At 57.3% G+C, this 26,914-nt stretch carries 24 protein-coding genes and 1 pseudogene; 11 read left to right on the forward strand and 14 right to left on the reverse strand.

The genetic code is table 11. The features are described 5' to 3' along the window. Positions 1–677: IS110 family transposase (locus FHT76_RS31665; RefSeq protein ID WP_259186211.1), on the reverse strand; the 677-nt coding region annotated here is incomplete at its 3' end. Between FHT76_RS31665 and FHT76_RS31670 the strand changes: the two are divergent. Next, positions 669–949 (forward strand): annotated as a pseudogene (locus tag FHT76_RS31670) (IS110 family transposase); the annotation flags it as partial. The gene FHT76_RS31665 and the pseudogene FHT76_RS31670 sit on opposite strands and share 9 nt — an antisense overlap. A gap of 1,085 nt (positions 950–2,034) precedes the next feature. On the opposite strand, the gene FHT76_RS31675 reads toward FHT76_RS31670, so the two are convergent. Together FHT76_RS31675 and FHT76_RS31680 are read right to left on the reverse strand one after the other, a co-directional pair. Then, positions 2,035–2,604 carry a Panacea domain-containing protein gene (locus FHT76_RS31675; protein WP_183757150.1) on the reverse strand — a complete coding sequence of 190 codons (570 nt, stop codon included), beginning with the start codon at positions 2,602–2,604 and terminating at the stop codon, positions 2,035–2,037. A 277-nt stretch (positions 2,605–2,881) separates the two neighbouring features. Beyond that, the gene (locus FHT76_RS31680; protein ID WP_183757149.1) at positions 2,882–3,721 is read right to left on the reverse strand and encodes an Eco29kI family restriction endonuclease; all 840 of its coding nucleotides are present in this window, start codon (positions 3,719–3,721) and stop codon (positions 2,882–2,884) included. Between the two features lie 290 nt (positions 3,722–4,011). Between FHT76_RS31680 and FHT76_RS31685 the strand changes: the two genes are divergently transcribed. After that, the gene (locus FHT76_RS31685) at positions 4,012–4,302 is read left to right on the forward strand and encodes a hypothetical protein (RefSeq protein WP_183757148.1); all 291 of its coding nucleotides are present in this window, start codon (positions 4,012–4,014) and stop codon (positions 4,300–4,302) included. Positions 4,303–4,451: 149 nt separating this feature from the next. Continuing rightward, positions 4,452–4,745, forward strand: a complete 294-nt coding sequence (locus FHT76_RS31690; protein WP_183757147.1) for a hypothetical protein — start codon at positions 4,452–4,454, stop codon at positions 4,743–4,745. A 69-nt stretch (positions 4,746–4,814) separates the two neighbouring features. On the opposite strand, the gene FHT76_RS31695 is transcribed toward FHT76_RS31690, so the two are convergent. From FHT76_RS31695 to FHT76_RS31705, 3 genes are all read right to left on the reverse strand, one after another. Next, entirely contained in the window at positions 4,815–5,459 is a 645-nt protein-coding gene (locus FHT76_RS31695) for a hypothetical protein (protein ID WP_183757146.1), read from the reverse strand. Between the two features lie 546 nt (positions 5,460–6,005). Further along, positions 6,006–7,301, reverse strand: a complete 1,296-nt coding sequence (locus FHT76_RS31700) for a serine hydrolase (RefSeq protein ID WP_183757145.1) — start codon at positions 7,299–7,301, stop codon at positions 6,006–6,008. 88 nt (positions 7,302–7,389) lie between these two features. Then, entirely contained in the window at positions 7,390–10,539 is a 3,150-nt protein-coding gene (locus FHT76_RS31705; RefSeq protein WP_183757144.1) for an adenylate/guanylate cyclase domain-containing protein, read from the reverse strand. 337 nt (positions 10,540–10,876) lie between these two features. Between FHT76_RS31705 and FHT76_RS31710 the strand changes: the two genes are divergently transcribed. Both FHT76_RS31710 and FHT76_RS31715 read left to right on the forward strand, forming a co-directional pair. Beyond that, positions 10,877–11,353, forward strand: coding sequence for a nuclear transport factor 2 family protein (locus FHT76_RS31710; RefSeq protein ID WP_246720094.1), 477 nt, complete (start codon positions 10,877–10,879; stop codon positions 11,351–11,353). Positions 11,354–12,043: 690 nt separating this feature from the next. Next, positions 12,044–13,273 (forward strand): hypothetical protein, encoded by a 1,230-nt coding sequence (locus FHT76_RS31715; RefSeq protein WP_259186212.1) that lies wholly within the window; start codon positions 12,044–12,046, stop codon positions 13,271–13,273. A 235-nt stretch (positions 13,274–13,508) separates the two neighbouring features. Here the strand turns inward: FHT76_RS31715 and FHT76_RS31720 are convergent, their stop codons facing one another. Next, on the reverse strand, positions 13,509–14,630 hold the full coding sequence (locus FHT76_RS31720) for a heparin lyase I family protein (RefSeq protein ID WP_183757142.1): 1,122 nt from the start codon (positions 14,628–14,630) through the stop codon (positions 13,509–13,511). Positions 14,631–15,247: 617 nt separating this feature from the next. On the opposite strand from FHT76_RS31720, the gene FHT76_RS31725 reads away from it, so the two are divergent. The 4 genes from FHT76_RS31725 (at position 15,248) to FHT76_RS31740 (ending at position 18,147) form a co-directional block, all read left to right on the forward strand. Next, complete coding sequence (locus tag FHT76_RS31725) at positions 15,248–16,258, forward strand: Gfo/Idh/MocA family protein (RefSeq protein WP_183757141.1); 1,011 nt, start codon at positions 15,248–15,250, stop codon at positions 16,256–16,258. A gap of 9 nt (positions 16,259–16,267) precedes the next feature. Continuing rightward, entirely contained in the window at positions 16,268–17,371 is a 1,104-nt protein-coding gene (locus FHT76_RS31730) for a Gfo/Idh/MocA family protein (protein WP_183757140.1), read from the forward strand. Further along, positions 17,368–17,781, forward strand: coding sequence for a VOC family protein (locus tag FHT76_RS31735; RefSeq protein ID WP_183757139.1), 414 nt, complete (start codon positions 17,368–17,370; stop codon positions 17,779–17,781). The genes FHT76_RS31730 and FHT76_RS31735 overlap by 4 nt, the downstream gene beginning before the upstream one ends. 114 nt (positions 17,782–17,895) lie before the next feature. Further along, positions 17,896–18,147, forward strand: coding sequence for a DUF2934 domain-containing protein (locus tag FHT76_RS31740; protein ID WP_183757138.1), 252 nt, complete (start codon positions 17,896–17,898; stop codon positions 18,145–18,147). 36 nt (positions 18,148–18,183) lie between these two features. Here FHT76_RS31740 and FHT76_RS31745 read toward each other — a convergent pair whose 3' ends face one another. Then, the gene (locus tag FHT76_RS31745) at positions 18,184–19,548 is read right to left on the reverse strand and encodes a M24 family metallopeptidase (protein ID WP_183757137.1); all 1,365 of its coding nucleotides are present in this window, start codon (positions 19,546–19,548) and stop codon (positions 18,184–18,186) included. A 153-nt stretch (positions 19,549–19,701) separates the two neighbouring features. On the opposite strand from FHT76_RS31745, the gene FHT76_RS31750 reads away from it, so the two are divergent. Beyond that, positions 19,702–20,703, forward strand: a complete 1,002-nt coding sequence (locus FHT76_RS31750; protein ID WP_183757136.1) for a LacI family DNA-binding transcriptional regulator — start codon at positions 19,702–19,704, stop codon at positions 20,701–20,703. Positions 20,704–20,740: 37 nt separating this feature from the next. On the opposite strand, the gene FHT76_RS31755 is transcribed toward FHT76_RS31750, so the two are convergent. From FHT76_RS31755 to FHT76_RS31775, 5 genes are read right to left on the reverse strand one after another with little or no spacing between them, the layout of a single operon-like run. Next, positions 20,741–21,532: a transporter substrate-binding domain-containing protein gene (locus tag FHT76_RS31755; RefSeq protein ID WP_183757135.1), complete on the reverse strand. Its 792-nt coding sequence runs from the start codon at positions 21,530–21,532 to the stop codon at positions 20,741–20,743. 19 nt (positions 21,533–21,551) lie between these two features. After that, positions 21,552–22,469 carry a N(4)-(beta-N-acetylglucosaminyl)-L-asparaginase gene (locus FHT76_RS31760; RefSeq protein ID WP_183757134.1) on the reverse strand — a complete coding sequence of 306 codons (918 nt, stop codon included), beginning with the start codon at positions 22,467–22,469 and terminating at the stop codon, positions 21,552–21,554. Positions 22,470–22,478: 9 nt separating this feature from the next. Further along, positions 22,479–23,213: an amino acid ABC transporter ATP-binding protein gene (locus tag FHT76_RS31765; protein WP_183757133.1), complete on the reverse strand. Its 735-nt coding sequence runs from the start codon at positions 23,211–23,213 to the stop codon at positions 22,479–22,481. Between the two features lies 1 nt (position 23,214). Next, the gene (locus tag FHT76_RS31770) at positions 23,215–23,886 is read right to left on the reverse strand and encodes an amino acid ABC transporter permease (RefSeq protein WP_183757132.1); all 672 of its coding nucleotides are present in this window, start codon (positions 23,884–23,886) and stop codon (positions 23,215–23,217) included. After that, a complete protein-coding gene (locus FHT76_RS31775) occupies positions 23,886–24,557 on the reverse strand; it encodes an amino acid ABC transporter permease (protein WP_183757131.1) in 672 nt (223 codons plus the stop codon). The genes FHT76_RS31770 and FHT76_RS31775 overlap by 1 nt, the downstream gene beginning before the upstream one ends. 213 nt (positions 24,558–24,770) lie before the next feature. Here FHT76_RS31775 and FHT76_RS31780 point away from each other — a divergent pair, with 213 nt between their 5' ends. Then, positions 24,771–25,307 carry a hypothetical protein gene (locus FHT76_RS31780; RefSeq protein WP_183757130.1) on the forward strand — a complete coding sequence of 179 codons (537 nt, stop codon included), beginning with the start codon at positions 24,771–24,773 and terminating at the stop codon, positions 25,305–25,307. Positions 25,308–25,367: 60 nt separating this feature from the next. Here FHT76_RS31780 and FHT76_RS31785 read toward each other — a convergent pair whose 3' ends face one another. Next, positions 25,368–26,816: an FAD/NAD(P)-binding protein gene (locus FHT76_RS31785; protein WP_210281000.1), complete on the reverse strand. Its 1,449-nt coding sequence runs from the start codon at positions 26,814–26,816 to the stop codon at positions 25,368–25,370. Positions 26,817–26,914: the final 98 nt, after the last annotated feature.

Genomic DNA, 26,914 nt, shown 5'->3' on the forward strand with positions numbered 1-26,914 from the left:
GCAAGTAGCGCTTTCAGCCAAGGCCGTGCCTTCTCACTTCTGCGCGCGATCCGCAGAGCTGAGGTCGCGCCGAGGACAAGAAGAACACGGAGCTCAGGATTGCCCATTTTAGAGATCCTGCCCAATCGCTCTTTGCCCCCACTGGAGTGAGGCCTAGGGGTAAGTCCCACCCAACCGGCGAAGTGGCGACCTGACTTAAATCCACCGGGATCCGGAACCAAGGCTTTTATCGTCGTTGCCGTAATGGCACCAACGCCTGGGATCGTCGTCAGCCGACGCGCGGTCTCATCGCGCTTTGCTTCGATGACAATAGTGCGTTCGATCATTTCAATCTGAACAGCCAAGGCGTCGATCTGATCCACGATGGCCGTGAGGGCGAAGCGTGCTGACGTTGGTAGTCGGGCGTCTTCGACATCTCGAACAATATCTATCAAGGCAGCGACATTAGGAACGCCCCCGGCTGCAATGATACCCAATTCCGCCAAATGCGCTCTCAAGGCATTTACCGACTGCGTCCTCTGTTGCACCAGAAGAGCACGGGTCTTCAGCACCATCGCATCTGCTTGCTGCTCGGCGGTCTTGATGGGGACAAAGCGCATGGTCTTGCGGATCACCGCTTCGCTGAAGGCTTGGTCGTTGCTTGAACGCCAGAAAGGAGAGACCGTTCCATGAACCAAGCTAGCACAATCGGGTTGGATTTAGCCAAACACGTCTTCCAAGTTCACGGCGCTGACAATGAAGGTTCGGCCCTGTTCAATCGGAACTGCGGCGCACGGAAGTGCTGCGCTTCTTCGAAAGGCTGCCTCCGTGCCTGGTTGGCATGGAGGCATGCGGTGGCGCGCACTATTGGGCGCGGGAGATTGCTCAACTTGGTCATGATGTGCGTCTCATTCCGCCGGCTTACGTCAAACCTTTCGTCAAGCGCGGCAAGACGGACGAGGCCGATGCGACGTTTTTAGCACTAGATGCTGTCGGAGCGGGCCGTTCCACCTCATCACATCCGGTCGCCGCAGGGCCGCTACTCACCCATGATGGAATCTCAAGAATCCATGATCTCCAATGCCAACATCTTGCAAGAGCACAGGTCAGCCTCGACCGGGATGCGCGAGAGGCTTTCCAATGTTAGCTGCAAGAATCACTTGGCCTTGTAGAACCAACGGGCAGCGGAAACCCTTATCGAAAAACTGGAAACCGACTTCAGGGCGTGAGCGGATGGTCGCGGAAGAGACTGGCTGGCCGGATCTACCTAGCGGCGACCCACCGCCTTTGGATCTTGCTTAGCAATCGTACACATGCTCCCGACGCGGCGAGGTGAGGTAGGTGCGAATTGGTTGAATGGAAGCACCTAATAGCCCGGATAGACCGGCCAAGCGTACCGATGGAAGATTCTCTCGAACATCGGATCGGTGTCTCGTGCCCTTAGATTTGCGTCTATAGCGCCCAAAAACAGCTATTTTGGCCCGTTGATTTGCGTCCAGTTCCCTTTAGAAATGCGTCTAACGAGTAGTGTTGCCTTGCGGTTGTATTTGCGCGTATTCACGTTTTTAGATTGCGCCTTCGGAATTGCCAGCAGCTGGCCCATGCGAAACGCCTTGCAGTTCAGCTCATGAGCCGGAGTTGACAGCAGCGCCTAGCACGAGTCGCGAACCGCATAGCAAGCTTCTCAAATCGAGATGAAATTCGACTCGGTGACGGCCTTTGATCGATTTATGGCTGAGACCTGGGGTGTCCAAGCTCGGCAGCTAAGTGATCAACCTGATGTTCAAGACGCCAATTATCGGGACCCATTTGCTCCCTGAGTTGGCCGCGTTACGGAGTAACTAGTACTCCACAAACGACAGCCGATCTAAAAAATCGTGCTCGTGACTTTGTAGCTGACAGGTTGGATCACCGTTCGAGCGCCAGCTTGAGATGGATACGAGGAGGTGCGTGCCGTCCTCGCGTGCGTCATTGCAAACCACATGGAGATGCTTACGGTCCGGATCGTGCGATGGTCCGGACGGTATCAGAAGCGTACCTCTCTTGAACATTCCGTCAATGAACTCGAATCTCGTCGAACATCGAGTCGATATATCGATGATCTTCAATTGCTTCGACCATTTCTTCCGCGTTCTCCATCTTCATTGCTTTGAAGATGCTCAACAAGGTTATCGGCTTGGATGTGTCACCGGGGTCTTCCCACTCCGGTATGTTTTCTTTCTGGTGGGTCCACCTTACGAGCTCCCACGTTCCCATTCCCCCAAATCGCTTCCAGACGGCATCAATCGCCTCGATCTCACCCGAACTGAGAAGGTCAAGTTCGTCCTGGCCCACGTCGCGTGCCAATCCGATTTTGTGCTGCGCCCGGTCGGACAACAGGCTTTTCCATCCCTCGGGATCAGGCCCAGCTTCGCCATTTATTAAGCGGTAGGTCGTGGAGTTCACCGGACCATGCTTCATCGCGACACGATTTTCATCCAGAATTGGGAAACCCCATCGCCGAAGGAATTCCCGATCACAGAGGTATACGAGCTTTACAACCTTTACGATGTCCATTGTCTTCGCCTTGCTCCTCAGCAGGAGCAGGGCGATTACTTGGGCGGCCTTTGTTGGATTATAGCTCATAACTGCGCTCTCGCCTCAACCTCGCGGTTGGTTCTTCTCGTTTGCAACTCTACTACAATATAGTCGCGATTCTGCTAAGAGCAAAAAATGCTGGCTCGCATTGGCCTATGGACCTCGAAAACTGGCGCAGCCCCGAGGGCAGCGCGAGAGCCGTTTAAAAAGGCCTGCGCGCGCTGCCGATTTTCCCTCTTTGGCCAAACTCTGAGCTGCCCACATGCAGATCCCACTGTCTTCCCATGGCCGTCTTTCATGTCTATCCCTCTAACCTCCTTTGAAGCTAAGACAGATTAACGGCCGGCACAAACCGCCTGGACTTGAGGGTCAAACTCCTGTCACCTGCAATTTCCTCCGATTCGGCACGGCTTTGTATGCCGCCGACCGTATAGGCGCATTGTCGCACCCACCAGGCAGCCTGCCGGTTAACACCAGACGACGGCATTCTGCGCTCGACAATGTTCTGAACGGCGGGACAGGTTGTCGTCCAATGTGCAACGTAGTCCTCTATCTGTTGCTGCAAGGGAACCGCCGTGTGGTCAACTGGGCGTTTTCGTCCTCCATATCCTCGCCCTGGATGAATCGTATCCCAGGCTGATTTTAGCTGTTGCCGTCGCCCCTTGCCGGGCATTTTATTGCCAAACCCGCGGATGCCATAATTCCAGATAGGTCGGAAGAATTCGCAAAGTGCGCTCTCTGCCGTTTCGATTTCGTCAGCCTGCAACTCGATGTAGCGCACACGAAAGTCGCGAAGCCGGAGATTTTTCGCAGACCGGATGGAAATGAAATGAGTGCGCAGTCTCCGAAACAGCGCCCCCGTGCGCTCATTTGAACTGCTCGCGCTTCCCGCTTTGCCAACATAAATGGGGTAGGCCAACCCTCCTTGTTCACTGAAGACCTCTGCGCCTCCGTAAAGGGGTCCTTCTCCCACATGATAGATGGCATAAACGCCTGCGCGAATTCTGCCTTCGATGGTCTTCGCCCTCAAATCTGCAGCCTTCGTCAATGGTATCGCAGCGCATCCCACGAGCTTCTTCGGATATTTTTTTCCTTTGGTGGAAAGCTTCGAGCAACCTTCCTCGGATTCCTGGCGGTTGGGAGAAACAAACTTTTTTGATGACATTTTTAATCTGACGCAGCGGTCAGTCCCTTACTGTCACCAATTGTGGATCCGGAATTTTCGCGACGTCAATCGCGTGGTCGTGACTTTCGTGAATCTATTTAAGCGGTCATCTTTGTGCGCCGATATCTTGTTCGACAGGATCAGGAGACGCTCCCAGAAAGTTCCGTTCGCGATCATGGCAGCGCACGTGTCGTGCCGTCATTCTCAACATGCGCGCCGGAAAACAGGGTTGCCTCCCGCGAAGATCCGTAATTGAATTTAAATCAGCAAGGGTCGTTGGGACGCACTAGATGGAAAAATTGACGGAGTTTGGAGAACTAAAGTACCTCGGGGATCTCGTCGATGAAATTCTGGAGCACTTGGCCGCTACCGATAAGGATTACAGGGCGAGGGTGGCCAAAGCGCTGTACGCAAGCTTCACTAGCGACAGCGATGTGCTGGACGGCATCAAGGACGTCTTGATGGATTCCAACACCCACGGTCGCGTAACAGCGCGTTTGGCGTCGGAGCTCCTGGAGCCCACTTTCATTTACCAAGGAGACAGTGTCGTTTCCGTGAATCGCTCCCCAAAGCGCGCTTGAACGTCGACTATGCTCGAAGATCGCTGTACAAAGACGCGCTCGCGTACCCGAAGAGGGCGAATTCGTTCCGACTGCCGAGAAAAGTGGGTTGACCTTTCCAAAGTTCGAAACTCATCATTTTAGAAACAGAGATGGTTGGGATTAAAAAGATGAGCGAACTTTTGAATGCGACAGTTAATCGCCTGGAGGTCATGCGGGCCGACACCGAGCTTCTTGTCCACGCGTTTGCCGGCGCCGTTGTGCTAGCGGCAGCAGAGGATGCGCGAGCTTCAGCAGCGATCAACTATGACGACAAAACCACGCTCGACACCCAACGCAAAACAGAGGATGCTAAGGTCGCGCTGCAGCTCGCGTGGCGTGAAGCGCAATACCTTTCAAACGCTGTCACGGAACGGCTGGATGTCTTTCGGGACCTAGAGGTCCGCTTGGCTAAAAACGGTTAAGACCCCGTCGATGGGATCGAGACGGCTTCTGCCGTAGCAAAGCCTCCTTGCGCCGCGGCAGCGCCCAGCTCACGTCAGCGGCCAGTTTCCCTCGAGGAGAGCGCGAATGTTCGCGCTCAGCCGTTTGATTTCCAGCCGGGCGACCGTACTTTGTTGGATAGGCCCGAGCTCTTCCGACAGAGCGATAATCCGAGCTGCTAGAGCGTCCGCGGCCTTCGCCTTGTCTAGGATTGCCGGGACAAAGGCATACGGGGGCATCAGCCCGCGGTTTGCGGGGTTGTCGGCAAGGTGCTTACAAAAGCTTATGAGGATTTTCTCTTCAACGCCTAGACCCTGATAGACGCTCGCAGCTCTTCTGCCACTCGCCGATGTACCCTCCACAATTCCAACGTCCTTGAAGTGTTGGCTAATGAGCCCCGCGAGTTCGCGGACGAGTTCAGAAAAGTCTCCCCGCATTTGCGCGATGACTCGGTCCTCCTCCTGGTGTTTGAGAATGCTTGTCTGCATGCCGACAAACTCTGCCTGCTTCTTTGCTTCCTCTGCCTGCTGACGCATGACCTCGCGGTTTTCCTCAAACTCCAAACGTGTAAGCCGCAGCTCCTCGCGCTGCTCGGCGAGCTCTTGCGATTGGATCCAAACGGCGGCGACGAGCCAAATAAACGCGATCGGTGCGAAGACACCCGATAGGAAAGTACCCCAGTCCGCGGCGCTCATGCACGAGTATGACCCTGTCACGCCGCCACAGGATTCGGGATGAGCGTACCAACCCACCAGCGTCGCGGCCAAAAGGATCGCAGCTGTCAGGAGGCCTGCGAAAATGATACTTCTCGTGCGCCCCGGCGCTCGCGGACTTGTCGACTGCATTCGTATGCCCTCGAAACTGTGCCGTCCCATCATTGAGCAGCGCCTTTCTTATGTAAATGGCTGTCCGGCGGCACACTGTGTGGGAAGGGACAAGGCAACAATGCAAACCATCGCCAGAGGCTCGCTTCGGTGAAAATCCCGAGCCTCTACACCAGCAGGACCCACTGGAGAAACGGGACGTCCGATAAGGGCTGGCGGCGCTGGACGCTGTTCCGGCGTTAGACGGACGCGCATGGGAAGCCGATCCGGACGCCGCCGAGACGGTCGGTCGCTTTCTTCAGCCCAAGTCGAAAGCCTTGCCACGTCGCTGGCGCTTAGTGATACGTTTCCTCTCTGCCGGAAGCGTGGCTCGCGGTGATGAACGAGAAGCTTGGTCCTCCGGGACCGACAGAGTGTTCACCGGGCGGTGGCAGATACCAGCGCGTCGTGCGCCCGGAACGCTTCACATTCCAACGCATCACCGTTCGTCCAGGCTTTCCAGTCGCTGATTTGAACGATGACTGTTTTACTGTCCGGATAGATGTGAATGAACTGACCGTCGCGACCAACGGCCGTGAAATCAGTGCCCTTTGTCAGCCACCAGAAGTATCCGTAGTTCAGTGGGCAGTCGGTTTTCTGATACTTGTTATCGGCCGCGATCCCGTTGTTCGGGTCTGAAGAAGGTTTTGTCGCCAGATCGAACCAGGCTTGGGGCACGATCTGGCGGTCCGAATGGTCCCGACCCTGGTTGAGAACAAACAAGCCGAACCGGGCGAGATCACGGAGCGTCGCCTTGAAGCAGCATGGCCCCACGGCCAGTCCGGTGTTGTCCACACCCCACGTTGCCCGCTGCTCGGCACCGATCGAAGCCCAAATCCCTTTCTCGAAAAAGTCGGTTAAGCGGGTTTCGCCGAGCATACGATCTGCGACCGCAGCCGCGATGGCAGCGTCCAGCGCGGAATAGTTGAACAAATTCCGGGGCGGTCCGGAGCGCAAGATGAAACGGTGCGCGAAGTCGATCACGCTCTCCGTCATCCCGGTGCGGACCTGCTTGTCGAACAGCACCGCCCCAGGGAAAAAGCCATACCATCCGTATTCACTCCACCAGACGCCGGATTGCATGCGAAGCACCTGATCGACTGTTGCTCGACTGTAGCCACTGGGAATGGCATTGGCCAACTCAGGAATGTATTGAACCACTGGTTGACTAAGCTCAGCGTCGAAGTCCGCTCGTGTGCGAGCGCCGCGCTTGACGGAAAGGACATGTCCGAGCAGCGTTGAGGTGATTGACTTCGTGACCGACGCGATACCATAGAGTTTTGTTGGGCCATTGGGTGGGGCTTCGTCATCCCGGCAAAATCCTTTCTCCTCGTCGTACTTCTCAAAGGTGAATGCGTCCGCTTTAACGACGATCAAGGCGCAGACCTTCGCGCGCGTCATGAAATCCGCAAGGTGGCATGTTGCCGGACCTTTTCCGTCGCATTGATACGTGATGTCGCCGATCTCCTGGCCGCGTGGGAGGTCGACGGATTGCGGTGGTGGGTGAATTGTCGCGTTCTTCGCGGATGCCGGTAGTGGCGCGGTCAAGAGAGAGGCCCCGATTAGGGAGGCGGCGAGGCGCCGAAACACCCACAAGGCGTTTCCGCCATACCTGTATTCTTGCGCAGTTTTGCTCTGTGATACCTTGATCTCAAAGGGCATCCACACGTTCATTGTGAGCTCCGATTTCGCAAATCCGCGTTAAATACTGGGAAACCGAGGTAGAAGTGATCTGCCAGCTGTGACGGCTGGGAAAATACCTCTACCCCAAGATGTTAAGCGATTGCCGGGCTCTGGCCTCCCAGACCCTGGCTCCCTGAGCGACGGCAAATTCGATTGATTTTCGGAGGAAACCCTCGGCATCGCCAAGACGGCCGGCCTTAATCTCCAACTCTCCGCGTAACCGCAAGAGTTCCGCAGTGTAATAGTGCTCGCCGGTTCGTTCTCCAAGGGTTAACGCTCCCTGGACAACGCTCCTAGCTTCGGCAAACGCACCCACTCGAAGATAGCTGTCCGCCAGTACGCCGAGGTAACATGTCTTGTCGACTTCTTGTTCGCCCATGTTGTCGCAAATGTGCTGCATCTGCGCGATCCCGGACGAGTCATTGCTGGCGGCAACCTTCGCCCAGCCGGAGAAGAACGTAGCCATCTTCAGCCAAAGCTGAAATCCGTTACGTGTCGCAAGCGGTATTAGTTCGTCTACCAGTCTCTGGAGTGTAGCAGTGTCCTGGCGGAGCGACATCAGGATGCAGCCGTTGCCAAGGCAAGCGGCGACGCGATAATCCACTTGGCCTCGCGCCTCCCGTTCCGCGTCTAGGAATTGCTCCAACGCTTGGTCTTCCTCGCCGAGCATGTGCAAGGTCCAAGAGAGATAGACCATGGCCATGCTTGGAAAATCGCTGCCGATCTGGCCAGCGCTGCCGCTATAGGAGAGAGCGACCTCCAATGCCTCACGGGCTTGCGGAAATCGACCTCTCACAAACGCGCACATACCGCCGAACTGGAGTCCGAGCACCAACGCCTTGATATTGTTCTCCCTGCTGCCAATTCCCCTGAGCTGCTTGCTTGCCCATTCCGCGTCGGAAAACCGCGCGGAGTTGAACGCGGTCCCGAACAGGCCGTCGAGCGCGTTGATCGCTGCAGCCGTATCGCCGACCGTTTCGCTGAGCGTCATGACATTTCTATAGGCGGCGTTGCCCTCTGCCGTTATGTACCCGTACGCCGCGTAGAGGACGTCGCCCCGTTCGAGCTCCAAGGTTAGTTCCTTTCGATCGCGAACTTTAGAGGGAGGCATTCTCCTTACGCACTCGAGGCCCTTCTGGAACATGTTCGCGGCTTCGACCTTCGCCCATGTTGCGGCCAGCTTTCTTCCTGCGCTCATCCAGCAGTCAGCGGCGCGCTCGAAAAGGCTCGCCTCATCATAGTGCTGGGCAAGAATTTCGGGGTGTTCGACCACCGTTTTTGGTTCGATCAGTTCGATCGCCTGCGCCACCAACGCATGAAGTTGCCGACGCCTGTCACGCAATAATGCGCCACACGCCGCTTCCTGAAGAAGGCTGTGAGAAAAAGTATAGCGCGGCCAATTGCTGAAGGGTTGCGGGGCAACGAGACCGACATCGACCAATTGGTCTATTTCTGGGCGTAGAGTTTCGGCCGTAACGCCAACGACGTGGGCAAGAGTGTTGAGATCGAACTCTCTCCCGATCACGGCCGCTGTCTGTGCGACAGTCTTCGCCCGGCCGAGTTTGTCGAGGCGGGAGAGCAGTGCTGACTGCAGGGAAACGGGAACGTTAACCCGCTTCTCAGCTCGATCCGGCCCGTGATCCGCGACCTCAGTGACGTCATCCAATGTGGACCGCGCAAGCTCCTCCAAAAACAAAGGCACACCCTCGGCTTTGTCAAGGACCTTGCTGGCGACTTGCAGATGGAGGCCCGCAGCTTCCGCCAAGCTCTCGATCAGTTCACCGGATTCATCGCGCGAAAGTCTCGTAAGTTTGAGGTGTTGGAATTCAGGAATACTCACCTCCAACGCCGGTTTGTTGCGAGAGGTCACGACAAGGAGAATAGGTGCCGAGGCAACGGCGTTCACCAAGGCCTGCAAAAGCCTCCTCGAGGAGGGGTCGATCCATTGTTCATCTTCGACAACAAGCAAAAGCGGTCCATCGATGCACAGGTGTTGGAGCCAGCCCGAAAAAGCGTTGGTTATTGTATATTCCTGTTCGGCAGAGCCGAGCTCGGAAGGCGGAGATCCAGGCTGGTCCAGCGCCAGCAGCCGTGCGAAGATTGGATATCCGACGTGCACAGGCACCCCCGTCAGCGATAGGAAAGCTGTGAGCCGCTCCGAGGTGACGTTTGCTGCTTCGCCATCCGATATTCCCGTTTCTTGTTTGAGGAGCCGCAGGAAAGGATAAAGCGCGCTGTTTGAGAACGCCGGCGAACATTGAGCGATGAGGGCCTTCGTATCCCCAAGGCGCTTTTGGAGTTCGAAAACGAGCCGTGACTTGCCGATGCCCGGTTCTCCGCTGATCGCCGCTACATTACCGCGCTTGTCAAGCATGACCTGACGCCATTGAGCCGCCAGACGGTCAAGCTCCGTCTTCCTTCCAACCAATCGGGTCAGCCGCGATTCCCCGGAAAACCTGTACGCACTCGCCAACGCCTTAATGGGCTGTCGAACGTGGATGGGCTGTGGGAAGCCCTTTAACGTTCTGGTGCCGAGATCCGAAAACGCGAAGGTGCGGGCAGTTGCATCGTAAGTGTTTTGATCAACCAGGATGGTATCCGGTTCCGCCAGCGTCTCCAGCCTTTGCGCAAGATTGGGGACGGGCCCGAACGCGACTGTTGAGACGCCCGCCGGAGCGCCTTCAATATCCCCTACAACCACCAGACCCGTGGCGATGCCAATCCGCACGTGAAGTGTCGTGCCCTCGGGAGATTTGAGTTGCGACACCGAGGCGAAAATATCGAAAGCCAGCTGCAACGCGCGTTCGGCGTCGTCCTCTTCGGCTGTTGGGTATCCGAACAACACCTGGAACGCGTCGCCGACGTAGTTTGCCACGTATCCCCCGTGGGACTTAGCCAGCGCACTGCAACGCGCGAGGTACTGTTGTGTCATATGGCTGAAGTCTTCGGGATCAAGGATCGCCGCGAACTCGGTCGACCCTACCATGTCACAAAAGAGAATCGTCAGTTGACGGCGTTCAACCGGATTTCTTCTATCGGTTTGCCGTGGTGTCCGCATCTCAGCAATGGCGGCAAGAAGCTTGCGTCTCGGGCCCGTGCGAATTCTCATTTCGCGTAGATCGCGCTCGGTTAGAAGCGGTAAGCTTTCAAGGTCGATCTGGGAATGTTCGAACTGGTCACCGAGATTGTCCAGCCCGATATCAGCCAGCCATCGCCTGATGTCACTCATCGCTGCTCCATCTAATTGCGTAGCTGACGGGCACTACCAGAACTTGCTTAGTGTATTAGTTGAAGCTACTCTACCCAAAGCGGTTATTCAATGATTTCAGGCATGCCTTCGAGATATCCGAGGGCGAACAGAGCCGTGCAGATCTACGAGGCTTGGGATTGGGACGGGACTGTAAGCGGTCCGATCCCTTTGTGAACTCATGGAGGGCGCTATGAATTCGTTTTTAAGAACTGTAGCCTTGGTGGCATTTGTTTTCGTTGGCATTTCTGGGGACGCGTGGGCGCAAGCCAAACAGTGTCCGTCCCCGAGTTTGGGAGACGGAGACCAGTTTTTCAACATGGCAAACCTTGCCATGCCGACAGCTGACGAACGGACCGCGGTTGAGGATTTTATATCCCGGTATGCTTGGCTGATGGATAACAGAAGGAAAGACGCCGTAGGTGCTCTGTTCGCCGGAGATGGCACGTACTTGCTGTGCCAGCTTGGCGTCGCAGAAAGCGAAGTTAACGCGGTCGGAAAGGACGTTGCGGAGGAGCTCGACGCGTCGTTTAAGAAGCTCGAGGCAGAGAAAAAACGGGCACGGCGGTTGTTTGGCAACATCCTGATCCGGAAGAATATATCTGATGGAACTTTTGAGGTGCTCATTTCCTCTGTCGTCTTTACCCAAGTAATAGCCACCCAAGCGCCCCCGGAAGTCGACTACATGGCCACGCTTTACGCGACGATCGCGGAAGATCCTTTCGGCACGGGGCTCAAATTCCGATCCCTTACAGTCGTGACTGATCCGCAAGGGATCCAGATCAGGGCTCGATAGGTTCGCTCGGTTGGCGGATGGAAAGAAATCGTGGAACACCCGCGGTGGCCGATATTCGCAATTTCGCTTGTGTTAGCCCTGGCGACACAGATCGGGGCGACCAGCGTTGACTCCGGAGGATCCGATCGGCAGCGGCTGGCGGATGATGCCATGCTAGCGGGCGTCCAAAGCGGAGCGACGTCGCTATCATCTTTGCCTCAGCTGGACGAGGGCCACTTAGTCGATGCAGTTCGACGTTTGAATGAAGAAATCCTTTGGGCTCCCGCGGGATTGAATGCCGATCCCATCAACAGGTTCGGTGACGAAGCCAGATCTGTCTTTGGGCCGATCCCCGATGGTGATTGCACGGGTCCGGAATCGAAGCGGCTTGGCCTCGAAGTTGACGGTAACTCCGTCGAATTGGAGCCCAATCCATTTGAGCCCGGCTCTCCCCTTAAGTTCTCCCATCGTGACGCAGATGGCCGTCTCGTAAAGTGGACGAAGGAGATAACAAAGTGCGACAAGCCTTCCCTGGCGGGCGGCGTTACCTTCTGCGGGCTAAATTCGCGCATCAGCCGCGTCCAACGAAACCATGTCGAGTGGCTTTTCTTATGCAGGAAGTCTTCGGGTGACTTGAAGGTCCACGCCGACCCGTACTGGACAGAATCCGATCCTCGATTTTCGCGCTATAGCGCAATCGGTTTTAACTCCGTGACCGGCGAGATCGCGTTCCTCGACGGTCGCAAGGATCGCGCCGTCTTCGATTGGTCAAACAGCTTCCCTCCTCCCGGTGGGCAGTCTTATGGTGATACGATCGGACGACGAGATGCTGAAGCATTGTATGACAAGACCTTTGCCGTCGACTGCGTCTCGTGTCACGACAACAAGAAACCAACCGTCATAGACCCGCACATTCAGCAAGCCAGGGTCGGTTACTTCGATAGCAGGGCGCGGAGTTTCAGTCTTGGCAACTTCCTGACGGCGAGGATCGCCAGGGTCGACTTGCCGTTTCGTGTCATCGGCTCGGGCTACGTGTCCACGCACGGGGTCTCCATGGCGCGCGCGAAGGCTTTTGCAATTAAGGGACATCCCTGCTTCGCTTGCCATTCGCTGACGACGATGGAATCCGGCAAGCGTTTTGCCGCAGATGCGGTAGCTATGCCAGCCGGTGTCAAGGATCCGACCCTTGGGCAATCTGTGGGGATAGTTCAGGAAAATGCGGCGCTCCAACCCGTTCAAGATCACCGAACGGATTGGGCTTCGACATCTGGCGATGGCCGCATTATGCCATGGATGGTCCCGGATCATGGGGGCAATCTCTCGAAAGGCTCGAGCAGGCTCACAGCTGCGGAGTGGGACCAACTCAGTGAGTGTGCGTGGGAAAACGGTGGAAAGACATGCAATTACCGCCCATTGTTCACTGGCTGTCCAGCGCCCGGTGCCGGTGCTGACACCTTCGTCCCATTCGACTTCTCGATTGCTCCGATGACTATGGCAAACACCGATGGTTTCCAGAGCGCCCTGCACCTGACTTGGCGGTATCTCAACGGCTATGGCGATGTACCCGAGAGAGACGATGTGCGTTTTGATATTGCAGTGAGGGAGAAAGAAATCCCTGTCGCACAAGCTCCGCCAGCAACCACCGACTATCCCAGCATGGCTGACGTGAAGGCGACCGAGGCTTCTCCGTCGCTCGGCAGCGTTTTCAAATTACGGAACGACACACTGCTCCTCCTAAATGCATCGTATAGTGGGCATCGGAAATGGAGCGATACACCTCCAGCGAAGGGGCCTCGGAGCTACTCGATTACCATTCCCGCTGTTTGCGGAAAAAGATATCTCATCCGCGTGGTGCCAAAGCGGTTCTGCTTCGACAATACGGGTGTTGTGTACGGTCATGCTGACCATCTCGTCGACTATGATTTTCCGTGTGCCAGGTGAGTGTGCCGACTGGAGTTTCGCTTTATAGCGCGCTGGTTATGCGTCGCAGGGGCTTACAACAAGAATCCCAACAGCCTGAGATGGTCGTACCGCGTATCGTGAATCTCTCGTCGAATGGGCTACGATAGAACCGACCTGGCAAGGTCAGCTGCAATTGTTGAGATCGGCTAAGCGGAAGTCACAGCCGCGCCTTGGGCCTCATGCTGGCGGTGTGGATCTGCGTTTCAGTGATCGGCTAGTTACACATTTTTGCCAGGTCTGCTTTTTTCGCCGCCTGTGAATATTCGTCGAAGCGGAATTCAAATTTGCCGGGCAGGGGAGCCCGATAGATGCCGAATTTAAAATATCCGGTTAGGTCATTCGGTTCTGTGATCTTCGCTCCCAAATCCCCAGTAACCGTTGCCATCTTATTTCCGTTCGCCCAGATTTCGATGAAGCCCTTTTTCGGAGGAACGACAGTATTGTCTGTCCGGCCATTCTTCACATGATACACCATGTCTACCCAACCTTTGCGTGGATCGGGAAGTGGATCTTTGCTTTCCAGCGTAACGTCAATATTAGCCGGACCGAGATATTCGTGGATATCGGTTGCAAACGAAAGGTCACCTATCGCCGGAACAAGGTCACTGTCATCGATGCCAAGCTTTGTAGCAAGTTCCTTGACCGACGGCGCATCCGGTCTTTGACTGCCGAGCGCGTCTTTGAGAGTATCCGAAAATAGGCTGTCCAACGCGGGCTGCTGGGTTCTGAAGAGCTGGAGCTGCTGCAGGGTGTTGATGGCCGACACCATTTGCTGGTTTTGCGGGTCGACCTTGCTCAGTACCTCTTGCGCCGCTTGGAGGGCTTCCGGATCGCCATCTGCTGAAACCACCGTCCGACGGCGCTCGCCGTCCTGCACTGTTATGTAAAAAACTCCGTTATCAAATCGCTGGGCGAGGAAAGGACTGATATCGTTGGGTGCCTTCCATTGCGAGACGACGAACCGGTCGCTGTTCGTCGGGGGAACGTCGCCTGCGACTCGAAAACTGAATGCGTACCATTGGTCGTCCCCATATTTCGAACGGTAGGCATTTTGAGTACGAAGCTCTGCCCGCTGGCAAGGACCATCGCAAGATTTTCCAGAATCCCCGTCTTTGACCGTGAGAGAAATTGCTGAACCTCCACAGCGCGCATCCTTCGGGTATCCAATTTGGTGAGGTTCCGCTTGGATGGTTGACCACCTCGTTGGATCAAGCTTTCCCGCGTTGAAGTCATCGGCCATATCTTTGGCTGTTGCATGCGAGGCGCATAACAAGAACATGGAAGCCAGTCCCACGAGACATCTATTGTAAAGCAGATAGGTGCAAATAGCCTTCACAGTTGTGGCTCCCTTGGCCATAGAACAAAGCATTACACGCAAAGTCGCGACAAAAGCGCGAGATACTAAGACTGCGAGCGAGTGCCGCAGCCGGCTAAGCCGGACACATCGGGAGCAAATGTGCCAAGCGGCATTCGCTTCGTTTCGGTGCCCCACGGTGAGCCACGATTGAAGCACCAGTAACCTAAGATTGCAATGTAAGAGTCGACGCAAACTGCACATGGGGGTCAGAGAGGTGACCGAGTACGAAGGACGGAGCAACAACGACGAAGCTGCCTTTGCTGCCACCGAGGCAAGCGGTTTCTGAGCGTAATTTTCTTCAGACGCATATCTACGCGGTTACGCGACGCGAATCTTGGGGTCTGGACGCAAATCTAGGGACACGGGGCAATCGGTCGGCCGCCGCCGCCGCCTTTGGTTCTAGCTTAGCAATCGAGCCATAACTAACTATTTAGATACTTTTTTTAACCATTAATATCAGATTGTTATGTCTTTTAATCGTTCGCTGCCCGGGCCACTGCGCCTTGACAGCCCAGGCGTTTCGCTGTCTCTTCGGTGAGAACGCACAACTCAGGCACCAAGACCGATTTGGGCATTTGCAGGAGGACAGTTCTGTTATGTTGAGATTTGCCGTCGTCGGAATCGACCATGGACACACCTTCGACCATGTGAAGGGCCTGCTTGCCGCAGGCGCGGAATTCGCAGGGTATTGCCCCCAAACATCGGTGCCTGCGCTTCTTGAAACCTTCAGTAAAACCTACCCCGATGCGCCGCAACTCGATCGCGACACGATCTTTGCCGATCCTTCCATCGACATCGTTTGCATCGCCGCCATCCCACGCGACCGTGCTGGACTGGCCGTCCGCGCGATGAACGCACGCAAGGATGTCATGACAGACAAGCCCGGGGTTACGACCTTCGCGCAGTTGGAAGAGGTAAGGCGCACCGTCGCGGAAACCGGTCGCATATTCTCGATCTGTTTTTCCGAGCGCCACTGTGTGCGATCCGCCGTAAAGGCAGGCAAACTCATCAAAGAAGGTGCGATCGGCACTGTCATCCAGACGCTCGGCATGGGGCCTCACAGGCTGCAGCTGCCAACGCGGCCGGACTGGTTCTTCGATCCCGATCAATTTGGCGGAATAATCGTTGACATTGCATCCCATCAGGTCGACCAGTTCCTGTTTTATACTGGTTCGAGACGTGCCGAAGTGGTGGCAAGTTCGGTCGGTAATTTCGGCATGCCCGACAAACCCGCCTTCCAGGATTTCGGTGAGGTATTGCTTCGCTCTGACAACGCCTCGGGCTATGTGCGTGTCGACTGGTTTACTCCGGAGGCCTTGCCGACATGGGGCGACGGCCGCCTGACAATCCTCGGTACCGACGGTTACATCGAGCTGCGAAAATATATCGATATTGCCGGACGCCCGGGTAAGGACCACCTCTTCCTCGTGAATGGCAAGGAGATGACCCACATCGATTGCTCTGCCGAGAAGCTCGATTATTTCGATGCCTTCATTGCAGATGTGCGTGACCGGACCGAAACAGCGATGCCTCAGGAACATGTGTACGAGGTATGCCGCCTTTCACTTGAAGCGCAATCAAAGGCCGCGCGCCTGGGTCATTGCTGAGGAACCCACATGCCCAAGAAGTTTCGCGTTGGTGTCATCGGAGCAGGTATCGCATCCCGCCACCTAACCGGGTTCGCGTGGAACAAGGACCTGTTTGACGTTGCCGTTCTTTGCTCGTTGGACGAGGAGCGTGGTCGGTCACTTTGTGATGAGTTTGGAATACCGGAATATACCCAGGATGCAGAAACGATGATCGCTCGTGCGGATCTCGACGTTATCGATATCTGCACTCCGCCAGGTTCACATTTCGAACTATGCCGCAAGGCGCTCGAAGCCGGAAAACACGTGATCTGTGAAAAGCCGCTGTTTGGCTCGATTGCAGAGGTGGACGAAATGGCCCGCATAGTGGCGCGCGCCGAAGGTCCGCAACTGATGCCTATCTTCCAGTACCGCTACGGATCGGGACTTCAAAAGCTGAAGATGCTGATCGATCTCGGCCTGACAGGTACTCCATTCCTCACCACAATCGAAACGCACTGGTGGCGTGGGCCAGACTATTATGCTGTGCCCTGGCGCGGGAAGTGGGTCACTGAGCTCGGAGGCGGTTTGCTTGGCCACGCAATTCACGCTCATGACATGCTGAACTACGTGCACGGCGCATGCTCCGAAATATTCTCCTACGGGGCGACACTCGTAAATCCGATCCAGGTTGAAGACACTGCAGCCATTTCGGTGAAGATGAAGAATGGATCCCTGGCAACGCTGTCGATGACACTCGGCTCCCGGAAGGAAATCTCCCGCCTGCGGTTCTGCTTCTCGGATCTCGTAGCAGAAAGTATCCTCGAGCCTTACACGATGGGTCGAGACCCATGGACTTTTATTGCCGGGACGGAGGACCACCAGAAGCGTGTCGATGACGCTCTGGCCGCCTATGTCGTCCACGAAGACGGTTACACGAGACAATTCGAACTCTTTCATCGTGCATTGACCACCGGTGGCGAGCCACCGGTAACCTTGGAGGACGCTCGCAACTCACTGGAACTGGTCACGGCGGCCTATCATTCGCAGCGGACCGGTAAGCCGACTTCGCTGCCAATCCTGTCTGATCATCCTCTCTACCGGTCCTGGTTGCCGGAGGAGGAGGATCGCCTGGCTTCCGGGTCTGAGGCATGATCAAGAGCTTCGAGCACGTCGGCATGGTGACTGGCCACATGGACCGGTCACTTGCCTTCTATTGTGATCTCCTGGGTCTGCGCCTGCGCTTGCGGAAGACAATGGCCAACGGCACGGAAGTGGCGTTTCTCGATACGGGCAATGGCATGCTCGAGATCTTCGCGCCGCCTGACGGCGCCGCTGCCGCTTTGGATCTGGCGCCCGCAACGTCGGGAGTCCTGCATATTACCTTCCTCGTTGATAGCGTCGATGAAAGTTTCGCCAAACTCGAAGCGGCCGGCGCGGCGGTAAGGGAGAGGCCCCGTCCCGCCGTGAATTCCGAGATAATCGATCGGGTGGCGTTCCTGCGCGATCCCGACGGTATCACCGTCGAACTCGCAGAACGGCGCAATGAGCTGAGCCCCGGTTGATCAATACGCCAAAGAGATGTCGCAGCAGGCGCTTTTTGCACTGCAGTAACGAACCAGTAATGCCCATTTGTCAGCCTGAAGGAATCGATACACCTTTCCACAGCTGAGGCCGGCATGTCACGCAGCAAGGACGACTGGATCAATCAACGCGCCTACGCACTCTGGGAATCCGAAGGGAGACCGAACGGCCGCAGTGGCGACCATTGGAGCCAAGCATCCAGCGAGTACCGCCAGCTCGAGTTGACCCGTGCGTCGGTCGACGGCAGCGAGCTTATCGAACGATTGCGGACGATGGGCCGCCTGATGCGCTCAAGCGACTTCAAAGTCATCGACGCCGACACATGCGAACAAAAGACCTCCGCGTAAAAGAAACACTCCGGCCCGTCGCGCCAATACATGGCTTCATTCTCGCACGAGAACGCTCCCCGACTTAAGCCAGAACGGCGGCAGATAAAGCGGTGTCGACGAAAGCGGAAGAATATTCTCGGAGAGTGTCACGCCGAGCTTGTTCGCCATGAAAGAACGCCGCAGAAGAATGCGCGCATGCATCTCCGGATGACGTTGACGTATCTCCTCGCGCATGTTGGCATCCGCGAAGGCCACCATGTCTTCGCAGTTGAGCGCCCAACCCGCGGGCATTGGTACTGGTATCACGTCAACCTGGAACGGCATGCCGGATCGCAAACGCTCAGTCGACCCGGGCCGTACTGGTGAATGCAGCCATTCCTCGTGGCTGCCGAGGTGACCAGGATTTAGAGCCGAGTCGAGACCCGCGGACTGAAGTTTCTCGGTAACCGCGGCGAAGAGGTCGCCGCCCGTCACGCCGATATCTGCCGTCTCGTACCACGTCGTCAAAGCCTCGAAGTAGGCTTTCGCAGGCTTCAGGAATGTTTCTTCATAGTCCGTTAGCAGCCCAGCGCGCGACGACAGCGCACCCCAGTAACCGAGTGCTGTCGTCACGCCATCGCCCTTTCTCAGTCGGCGCGACGTGGGGCTTCTCAGGCCGATGATGGTCTCGCCGACACTGGCTGAAGCAAACATTGTATGGACGTTCGTCGGATCTCCCTCGTAGCCGAGATGCCCAAGCGCCTGAAATTCCGTCTCGTTCTCCCGAGTTCCGGCAACGACCCTGAACAGCGCCTGCGAGCAACGCGCTGCCGCCCACTCAAACGCCGCGAGTTGATCGACATCGACAACTGCGCGATGACCATTCTCCGGATGCATGAGGATAGGGGTGGCATCAAGCAGTGTTCCCGCCGGGCCGATTACTCGCCGCAGCGCATTGACAATGAAATGCGGGACGAAGAAACTCTGGCCGTAGTCCTCATCCTCGTCAGGTCCGAGATATTTCCAGCCGACCAGGCCGACAGAATCGCCGCCCTTTAGTCCCGCATCGCGCAACCGATCGGCCAACTTCGGATCCTGACTGCGATCCTGCCCCATAAGGCTCAAGGTTTGCGCCCGCAGCACGGTGATCCCGGGGAGACCGGCGATTGCCGCATAGCTTTCGGACTCATTTCCGGTGATGATCACACGACGCCCTTCCGGACCAAGCAGCAGCAGGGCTTCCTCGAAGCGCGGCTCGAAACCGGTGAGATGCATGATATTTCCGAAGTGCTCACGGTCGGCATAGACCACAAGCCAGTCAGTCCGCGCGGCATTGAAGGCGGCAACCGCACGTAAATCATAAATTGCCGATGGAACCTGCGGCTGCGGTCCAATCGGGCCGAAATCGGGCAATGCAACAGGGGCTAGCGTGACAGACATCAAGTTCCTCCAAGCAAGTATCAAGGCATGGCAAAGGTGAAGGCAGAAAAAGCGTGAATAGTGGCGGGCCAGGCGCCGGGGAGCCGAAGATTAACATAGCCGAAGCACCGAGCGGTGCGATATCACCCTCTTAATGGTGGAAAGCTTTCGAACATGAATCATGACAGTAGCCGCGACGCCCCTCCCACGATTGCCGACGTTGCCCGTTTGGCGGGTGTCTCGCGTGCGGTAGCAAGCCGGGCACTTTCCAACGAACCCCGGCCGGTGTCCTCCGAGAAAAGAGAACGTGTAATCGCAGCGGCCACCCGCCTTGGCTACCAGCCGAACCTGCTCGCACAAAGCCTGACCACCAAGACAGTGAATCTCGTCGCCGTAGTGGTCAATCACATTCACGATCTCTCTGACCTCGATCTCTTTGACCGGCTCATCGATCAGATCCAGATCGTCGGCAAGCAGGTCATCTTGATCCGTATCGGATCGGTTGCGCGCGTCGAAGAGTTCTTGCGCAATGGGGTGGCCTATCATGTCGATGCCGCGTTGGTGTTTTCCGACTTTGCCGACGCGCCGACCGTGCGGCGGATGTTCCGCTCCGATCATGTCATCATGCTCAATGGCCTTCACGACCAGTACTCTCCCGTCATCATCCCCGACGAACGGGCCGGCATCGCCGAAGCGGTGGCTGACGCCGCATCGAAACGGGTTCGCAGTGCCGCTCTCGTTACGGGTCGTGCATCCTCTCCGGTCGAGCAGGCCCGCATTCGCTCTTACCAGGAGTGCTTCGCACGCTACGGGATCGACCTCATTCGAACAGTTCAGGGCGACTACTCCTACGAAAGCGGGCATGCGGCCGCCATCGAACTGACAGGGTTGAGCGCTCTCGATGCGGTGTTTTGCACGTCAGATGCGATGGCGATGGGAATCCTGGATGTCCGTCGGGTCGATTTTCCCGATGGCCGACCCACGCGCTTCCGGCTCTATGGTTTCGACAACCTGTCCCTGACCGATTTCGATGCCTATCCGATCTCGTCGATTGGCTATGACAAGGCGCTCTATGTCCGCCACATCGTCGATGCCGTTGCCAATCCCGGCATTTTCAAGACTTCCCAGCCCCCTGTGACTGTGCCGACCCGTTTCGTTCCCCGCCGGACCGCCTAGACGAAAACGGGCTGCCGGAAGGCAGCCCGTGGTAGCCCTACCACTGAGGGTTCAAGGCAGGAGGGTTAGATTCGGGACCCCACCACTTCTTGTAGTTCGCCGCATAGGCGCCCGACTGGATGTAATCGGAGACAAACATGTCGAGCCACCGCACGAATTCCGGGTCTCCCTTGGCGACGGCGATACCGATTGGATCGTTGGAGTAGAGGCCCGGCAGGGTCACGAGCGACGGATTTTTGGTCGCCAGATAATCGAGCAGCGAAGAATCTTCGATCGCCGCGTCGACGCGCTTCTGTTGCAATTGGAGGACGCCGTCTGGGGCAAACTGATCGACGTAGACAAGTTCTGCATCCGGGACAGCCGTTTTGAGGAAGCTCTCGCCCGTCGTTCCCCGACCAACGACGACCTTCTTCCCGGCGAGGTCCTTCAACTCCTTGATGCCCGAATCCTTCTGGACGATGACCCGCAAGCCGGCGCGATTGTAGGGGATCGTGAAGTTCACGGTCTTGGCGCGTTCCAGCGTTGCGGAGGTGTTGGCAACTGAGAGGTCAATCTGGCCTGAAACCAGCATAGAGATACGTGCATCGCCTGAAACGTCGACGAACTCCACTGGTACTCCGAGCTTCTGGGCGAGTTGCGTCGCGACATCGACATCGTAACCGACGGGATTGTTCTGCGCGTCACGGAAGCCGATCGGCTCGCCGCCGAGCGAGACTCCGATGCGAACGGTTCCGCGCGATCGGATATCGTCGATCATTCCCGCAAACGACGGGAGAGCAGAACCTGCCACAATGGCGAATGCGGCAAGTGTAGTCAGAATGCGCTTCATGTTTTCATTCCCTCTTTGATTATGCCTGTTTCGCTACCCGCAGTTCCGGTTCGGGCATCGAGTCCTCCCAGAGCCAGTAGCGAATTTCGCCCTCGCATCTGAAGTTCACGACCTCGTGGTTTCCCTTCGCATCGACCGCATGGATCACGACGCCCGCCAGGAAGCCCGAGGAAAGTTCATTGAGCTCGTCGATAGCGAGTTTCACCGCGTCAGTGAGTGAATAGCCGAGCTTCATTGCAAGGACGACCGTGCGAGCCGTCGAACAACGCATTGTCATTTCTCCAGTGTGCGTGCAGGCGGCAGCCCCATAGCGACTATCAGCGTAGAAACCGGCACCCGGAATCGGGCTATCGCCAAGGCGGCCAGGATATTTCCATGCCCAGCCAGAAGTTGACGTCGCCGCGTGGATGCCGCGTGCAGGATCCGCCGACAGGAACACCGTGGTGTCCCGAACGCGCTCCGGATCGGTAATCGCGCGGCTCAACGGCGCGAGCGGTATGTCCGGAAATTTCGCGAGGTCCTCCGCCGACAGCTCCTTTTCCAGCCGCTCCCACCAGACCCTCTTGCTGTCTTCGAACAACACGTCATCCTCTGCGAAGCCGATCTCGGTGGCAAAGCGCCGGGCGCCGTCACCGGTCAGCATGACGTGCGGGAGGCGCTTCATAACTTCATGGGCAAGACGTGCGACCGGCAGCGTGTTGGGCACGGCCCCGACAGTCCCGACTTCGCGGGTGTTGCCGTCCATGACCGCGGCATCAAGCTCCATATTGCCAAGCATGTTGGGCCAGCCGCCATAACCCACGCTCCGCACTTTCACTTCGCTCTCGACCTTGCCGATCCCGGCGACCATTGCATCGAGACTGTTTGCACCATCGCGCAGCATTTCAACGGACGTCGGAAAACCCGGCCAGGCTTCTTTGTTGGCCAACAGCAGCATCTAGCACCTCTAATCTTTGCGCATCTTGGAAAGGAACTGGGCGACACGCGGTTGCGCCATGCCACCACTGTTGTCGAAAAAGTCTTTTGTCGGGAGATCGACCAGCAATTTGCCCTTGTCGAGAAACACGATCCGGTCCGAAATCTGCCTGGCAAACTCGACCTCGTGCGTGACGAAGAGCATCGTCGTCCCGTCCTGGGCGAGCTTGGCTAGAATTGTGAGCACTTCCGCTGTCATCTCCGGATCAAGCGCGCTGGTCACTTCATCCAACAGCAGGTAGCGAGGCTGCATCGCAAGCGCGCGGCAGATGCCGACGCGCTGGCGCTGACCGCCAGAAAGTTGCGCCGGGTAGGCATCGGCCCTGCCGCCCAGTCCGACCGATTCCAGAAGGGCGCGCGCCCTGGCTTCAGCCTCGCCGCGGGGCTTCTTCAGCACTTCGATCGGCGCAAGCGTGATGTTGCCGAGCACAGTCATATGCGGATAGAGGTTGAACAACTGGAAGACCGTGCCGGAGCGTTTCCGCGCTTCGGCAAGCTCCTTCGGCATGCTGACGTCGAATTCATCGACCATGATCCGGCCGCCGCTGAGCCTTTCCAGCCCGTTGATGCAGCGGATCAGCGTCGACTTCCCCGACCCCGAGGAGCCAAGAATCGAAACAACCTCGCCAGGCGCAATCGTCAGATCGACACCGTCGAGCACAGGCGTCTGACCGAAGGACTTCCTTACGTTTTCAACTCTTATCATTTCAGAGCCCTCTCCAGGCGCTATGGGCGCGGAGGCGTTTTTCGAAGCGCGATCCCGCATAGGCGACCAGCTTGGCGGCGGCGAAGTAAAGCAGGCCAACAGCCGTCCAGACGACAAATGGCTTTAGGGTGCGCATGTTCAGGATGTTGCCGATCTTGGTCAGGTCGACAACGCCGATAACCGAGATCAGCGACGTGACCTGCAGCTGGTTGACGAGGAGAGCGATCAGAGGCCCGACCGCAAATGCAGCCGCCTGTGGCGCGACGATATGACGAAGCACCTGCCGGCGGCTTAATCCAAAGACACGCGCCGCTTCGAGCTGATCCCGGCCGATTGACTCGATGCCCGAGACCGCAATGACGTAGACGAAGGCGGCTGTGTTGGCGGAAAGGGTGATCGCCGCCGCCGTGACGGGCGTGACGCGGATGTGGAGAAGGCCAGGCAGGCCGAAAAACACCAGGAACAGCTGCACCAGAACCGGTGAATTCTTCAGCAGCTCGGAAAAGAAGGTGATGCACGCGCTCAACACCGGCACGCAGTAGTAACGCACGATCGCCCACGCGATTCCGATCACCAGTCCGATCAGGGACGTTCCTAGGAAAAGGGCCAGATTGACGCCGAGCCCTTGCGCGAGAAGGACGAGGTCGAACGCCGTGAAATCAGTAAAACGCATCAGGTAACAGCCTCCATCATGTCACGGTTGAGGCGGCGGTGGAGGAGCGCAATCGCGAGAGAGACGAGGTAGGTCAATGCCGCATAGACCACGAGGAGAACAACGTAGACTTCAAAGGGGCGGTACGTCTGCGATACGACGATCTGCGCAGAGCCGGTGAGCTCATTCAGAGTGATCGTCGAGAGGATCGAGGAGGTGAGGATCATGTTGATGAGGACCGAGCCGAGGGGGCGCACCGACGTGCGCAGCGCGATCGGCAGGACAATCCGCGTGAACAAAACGCGCCGCGACAGGCCGCTTACCTCAGCAGCTTCGATGATGCCCTGATCGATAGCCAGAATGCCTGCACGGATGACGTCGGAGGCATAGGCGCCGCCTGCGATCGACAGCGCAATCACGCCTGTTGTAAACGCGTCAATGTAGATGCCGACCTCGGGCAGACCATAGTAGAAGAAGAACAGCTGCACGATGAAGGGCACATTGCGGAAAATGTCGACGTAGAGGCAGGAGACCCGCTGCAGAAGTGCCGAGGAGGAAGTCCGTGCGATCGCCACGAATGCCCCCATCACGACGCTTCCGATGAGGGCCAGTGCGCATGCCTCTGCCGTCAAAAGCGCGCCATGCGCGAGAAAGCCGAGATGGGGCAAGAGAACCGAAAGATCGAGCCGCACGAACTATCCGTATTGCGAGTGAAACCGGTTTCACCGTGAATTGGCAAGCTGGAATTGTCAAGAACGTAATGTCGTTCTCCCTCGCGTTTCCTATCCTCGCTGTGATGAGATGGCTTGGAGCAATCTGACAACCTAAAGGAGGATCAGGACGGCCGGGTGCGTTACCCTGCGACTCGCAATAAGACGATAGCAACCGACAACACGAGCATGATCATGAGCCAAATCCCCAAGATCGAATACGCCACCGCCTCGCGCGAGATTCAGGCAGCGCACGACGAAGAGGTGAGGGTTCGCGGTCGCATGACGAACATGAAGCGGACACTCCTGCATTCGCCGGTGGCGCACCGGATTTACGCTGAATGGTTCACGCTTCGCGCCGAACTCGCGTCCATTCCCGATCGACCCATCTGGATCTTTTCCCATTCGATTTCGAAAGCAGCGCGCTCAAAGATCGCCGTCGGCTTCTTCCGCCGGGCGTTGATCAATGCAGGCTTCAATCCGGACGCAATGGTGCTCTCGGAAGAAGAGGCCATTCTTGACCGCTTCGGAAATGCCATCGTCGCCAATTCCAACGCGATCCCCGCGGAAATCTGGACCAGCCTGAAGGAGCGCTACGATGATAAGACGCTCGTCGACCTTGTGGCATTTGCTGGTATCATGCTCGCGACTGCGACATTCAACAACGTGGTCGAGGTCGACTTCGATCCAGAACTTGAACCGTTCATGGTGACACCGGGTTCCGCGCCATGACAGACGGGCTCTCAGATGGCCTGAAGGCAGGCTTGTGCCAAAGGCCCCGATACGCGCTGTTCAGTTTCGAGCCGGCATCCGAAGTGCTGTCACCTTCGTGGAAAGCTCGCTCGCCACGAAGACCGCATGTTCAGTGATCTGAGGCAAGCCCATCAACTCTCCGAACGTACCTCGCGCCAGCGGCCCGGAAACGAGCAGAGTCGCGTCGGGCAATCCATCGGCATCCAGCGCCTCCGAGCGCTCGGAGCATGCGATGCCGAGGCCGGTTGGATCGAGTTGCAAGTGCGACTGAGCGCGCATCGTTGAAAGCCAGGCTTGACTGTCCAGGATCCCGCCATGTGCCGGACCGGTTGTGACGACGACGGCATCGAAGCACCGCTGCAATGAGGGGCCGCTGCGTCGTCGAAGCGCGACGTGGATCGACCCGCCTTCAAAATGGACCTTGCCGACGGACGCCGCCAGGACCTCCATCCTGCCTTCCGCGATTGCCTGTTCCAACACATCCTCAACCTGCGGCGCGATCCGGAACCGATGGACATCCCAAAAGGGTCTGATGTGACGCACAATCCTGCATCGCTCCGACATGGGTAATTTCTGCCAGAGGGCGCGCCCATGGGTACGGACCTGGTCGATGACCGCATGCCAAGTCAGTCCGGCGGCCTCGGCCTCGGTGATCGCCAGACGTATGCTTCGGAGGAGGGCGGTGGCGCTGTGGGTTGGGGTTGCTTCGAAGTCCCCAAACGGATCTTGCGGCCAGGGCGAATGCCCTCTCGATCGCAATCCCCGACGTGAAATCGAGGTGATCTGGCCGCGGTGACCGGTGCGTGCCAGCGAAGCGACAATGTCGGCCGCCGTAAGGCCGTTGCCGATAATCAGCAGCCTGTCATTCGGACGAATGTGCCCCAGAGCTTCAATACGGGTCGAATCGGGCACAAAACGATGATGTCCCTCGAGAACGCGCAGGGCACCCGGCACCGACGGTGAGGGATGACTGGTGGCTATAACCAGGAAATCGGCAAACACCTGACCGCCCTGGCTGTCGGCAATGCGCCAGAGCAATCCGTCGCGGCACACGTCGACAACGAGCGCGCGCCGATGGCGCACTGCTCCCGTTTCAACATAAGGGGCGAGAGCTGAAGCAATGTAAGAGCCAAAGACCTGGCGGCGCGGGAAAAGGTTGCCGTCTGGCCGGAAAGCTTCGGGATCGTCGGCGACCGCATCCTCGCGCGCGATCCATTCCAGGAAATCCTCGGGCCGGTCGGGCAGCAGGCTCATGCGCGCAGCGGGGACATTGATGCGATGGGCAGGATCGGTCGTATCGTAAGCGAGCCCTCTGCCGAGTTCAGAACGTGGTTCAAACACGACGATCGCGGGTGCTTGCTCGCCCATGGTACGCACAAGGTGATAGGCAACGCCAGCACCAGACACGCCTCCACCAACAACCACAACAACGGGGTGGCGTGTCTTGCCGCCGTTATTTCGTCCGGTTGTCACGCTGTCGTGGTCCAATGCACGCGATTCCGATGACCTTGGTGGGGGAAGGCGCGTTTGTCCTTCGCGCCCGGATGGTTTAACCTAGAATGGGCCGAAGAACCGAGCAATGGCAA

This window comes from Rhizobium sp. BK176, from assembly GCF_024808055.1.

Bases quoted from the DNA above. Each gene is read 5' to 3' on its own strand.
- FHT76_RS31770 (WP_183757132.1), bottom strand. From the start codon at position 23,886: ATGCGTTTTACTGATTTCACGGCGTTCGACCTCGTCCTTCTCGCGCAA.
- FHT76_RS31755 (WP_183757135.1), bottom strand. From the start codon at position 21,532: ATGAAGCGCATTCTGACTACACTTGCCGCATTCGCCATTGTGGCAGGT.
- FHT76_RS31685 (WP_183757148.1), top strand. From the start codon at position 4,012: ATGGAAAAATTGACGGAGTTTGGAGAACTAAAGTACCTCGGGGATCTC.
- FHT76_RS31695 (WP_183757146.1), bottom strand. From the start codon at position 5,459: ATGAGCGCCGCGGACTGGGGTACTTTCCTATCGGGTGTCTTCGCACCG.
- FHT76_RS31745 (WP_183757137.1), bottom strand. From the start codon at position 19,548: ATGTCTGTCACGCTAGCCCCTGTTGCATTGCCCGATTTCGGCCCGATT.
- FHT76_RS31690 (WP_183757147.1), top strand. From the start codon at position 4,452: ATGAGCGAACTTTTGAATGCGACAGTTAATCGCCTGGAGGTCATGCGG.
- FHT76_RS31765 (WP_183757133.1), bottom strand. From the start codon at position 23,213: ATGATAAGAGTTGAAAACGTAAGGAAGTCCTTCGGTCAGACGCCTGTG.
- FHT76_RS31680 (WP_183757149.1), bottom strand. From the start codon at position 3,721: ATGTCATCAAAAAAGTTTGTTTCTCCCAACCGCCAGGAATCCGAGGAA.
- FHT76_RS31710 (WP_246720094.1), top strand. From the start codon at position 10,877: ATGGCAAACCTTGCCATGCCGACAGCTGACGAACGGACCGCGGTTGAG.
- FHT76_RS31675 (WP_183757150.1), bottom strand. From the start codon at position 2,604: ATGAGCTATAATCCAACAAAGGCCGCCCAAGTAATCGCCCTGCTCCTG.
- FHT76_RS31780 (WP_183757130.1), top strand. From the start codon at position 24,771: ATGAGCCAAATCCCCAAGATCGAATACGCCACCGCCTCGCGCGAGATT.
- FHT76_RS31700 (WP_183757145.1), bottom strand. From the start codon at position 7,301: ATGAACGTGTGGATGCCCTTTGAGATCAAGGTATCACAGAGCAAAACT.
- FHT76_RS31735 (WP_183757139.1), top strand. From the start codon at position 17,368: ATGATCAAGAGCTTCGAGCACGTCGGCATGGTGACTGGCCACATGGAC.
- FHT76_RS31740 (WP_183757138.1), top strand. From the start codon at position 17,896: ATGTCACGCAGCAAGGACGACTGGATCAATCAACGCGCCTACGCACTC.
- FHT76_RS31705 (WP_183757144.1), bottom strand. From the start codon at position 10,539: ATGAGTGACATCAGGCGATGGCTGGCTGATATCGGGCTGGACAATCTC.
- FHT76_RS31750 (WP_183757136.1), top strand. From the start codon at position 19,702: ATGAATCATGACAGTAGCCGCGACGCCCCTCCCACGATTGCCGACGTT.
- FHT76_RS31725 (WP_183757141.1), top strand. From the start codon at position 15,248: ATGTTGAGATTTGCCGTCGTCGGAATCGACCATGGACACACCTTCGAC.
- FHT76_RS31730 (WP_183757140.1), top strand. From the start codon at position 16,268: ATGCCCAAGAAGTTTCGCGTTGGTGTCATCGGAGCAGGTATCGCATCC.
- FHT76_RS31760 (WP_183757134.1), bottom strand. From the start codon at position 22,469: ATGCTGCTGTTGGCCAACAAAGAAGCCTGGCCGGGTTTTCCGACGTCC.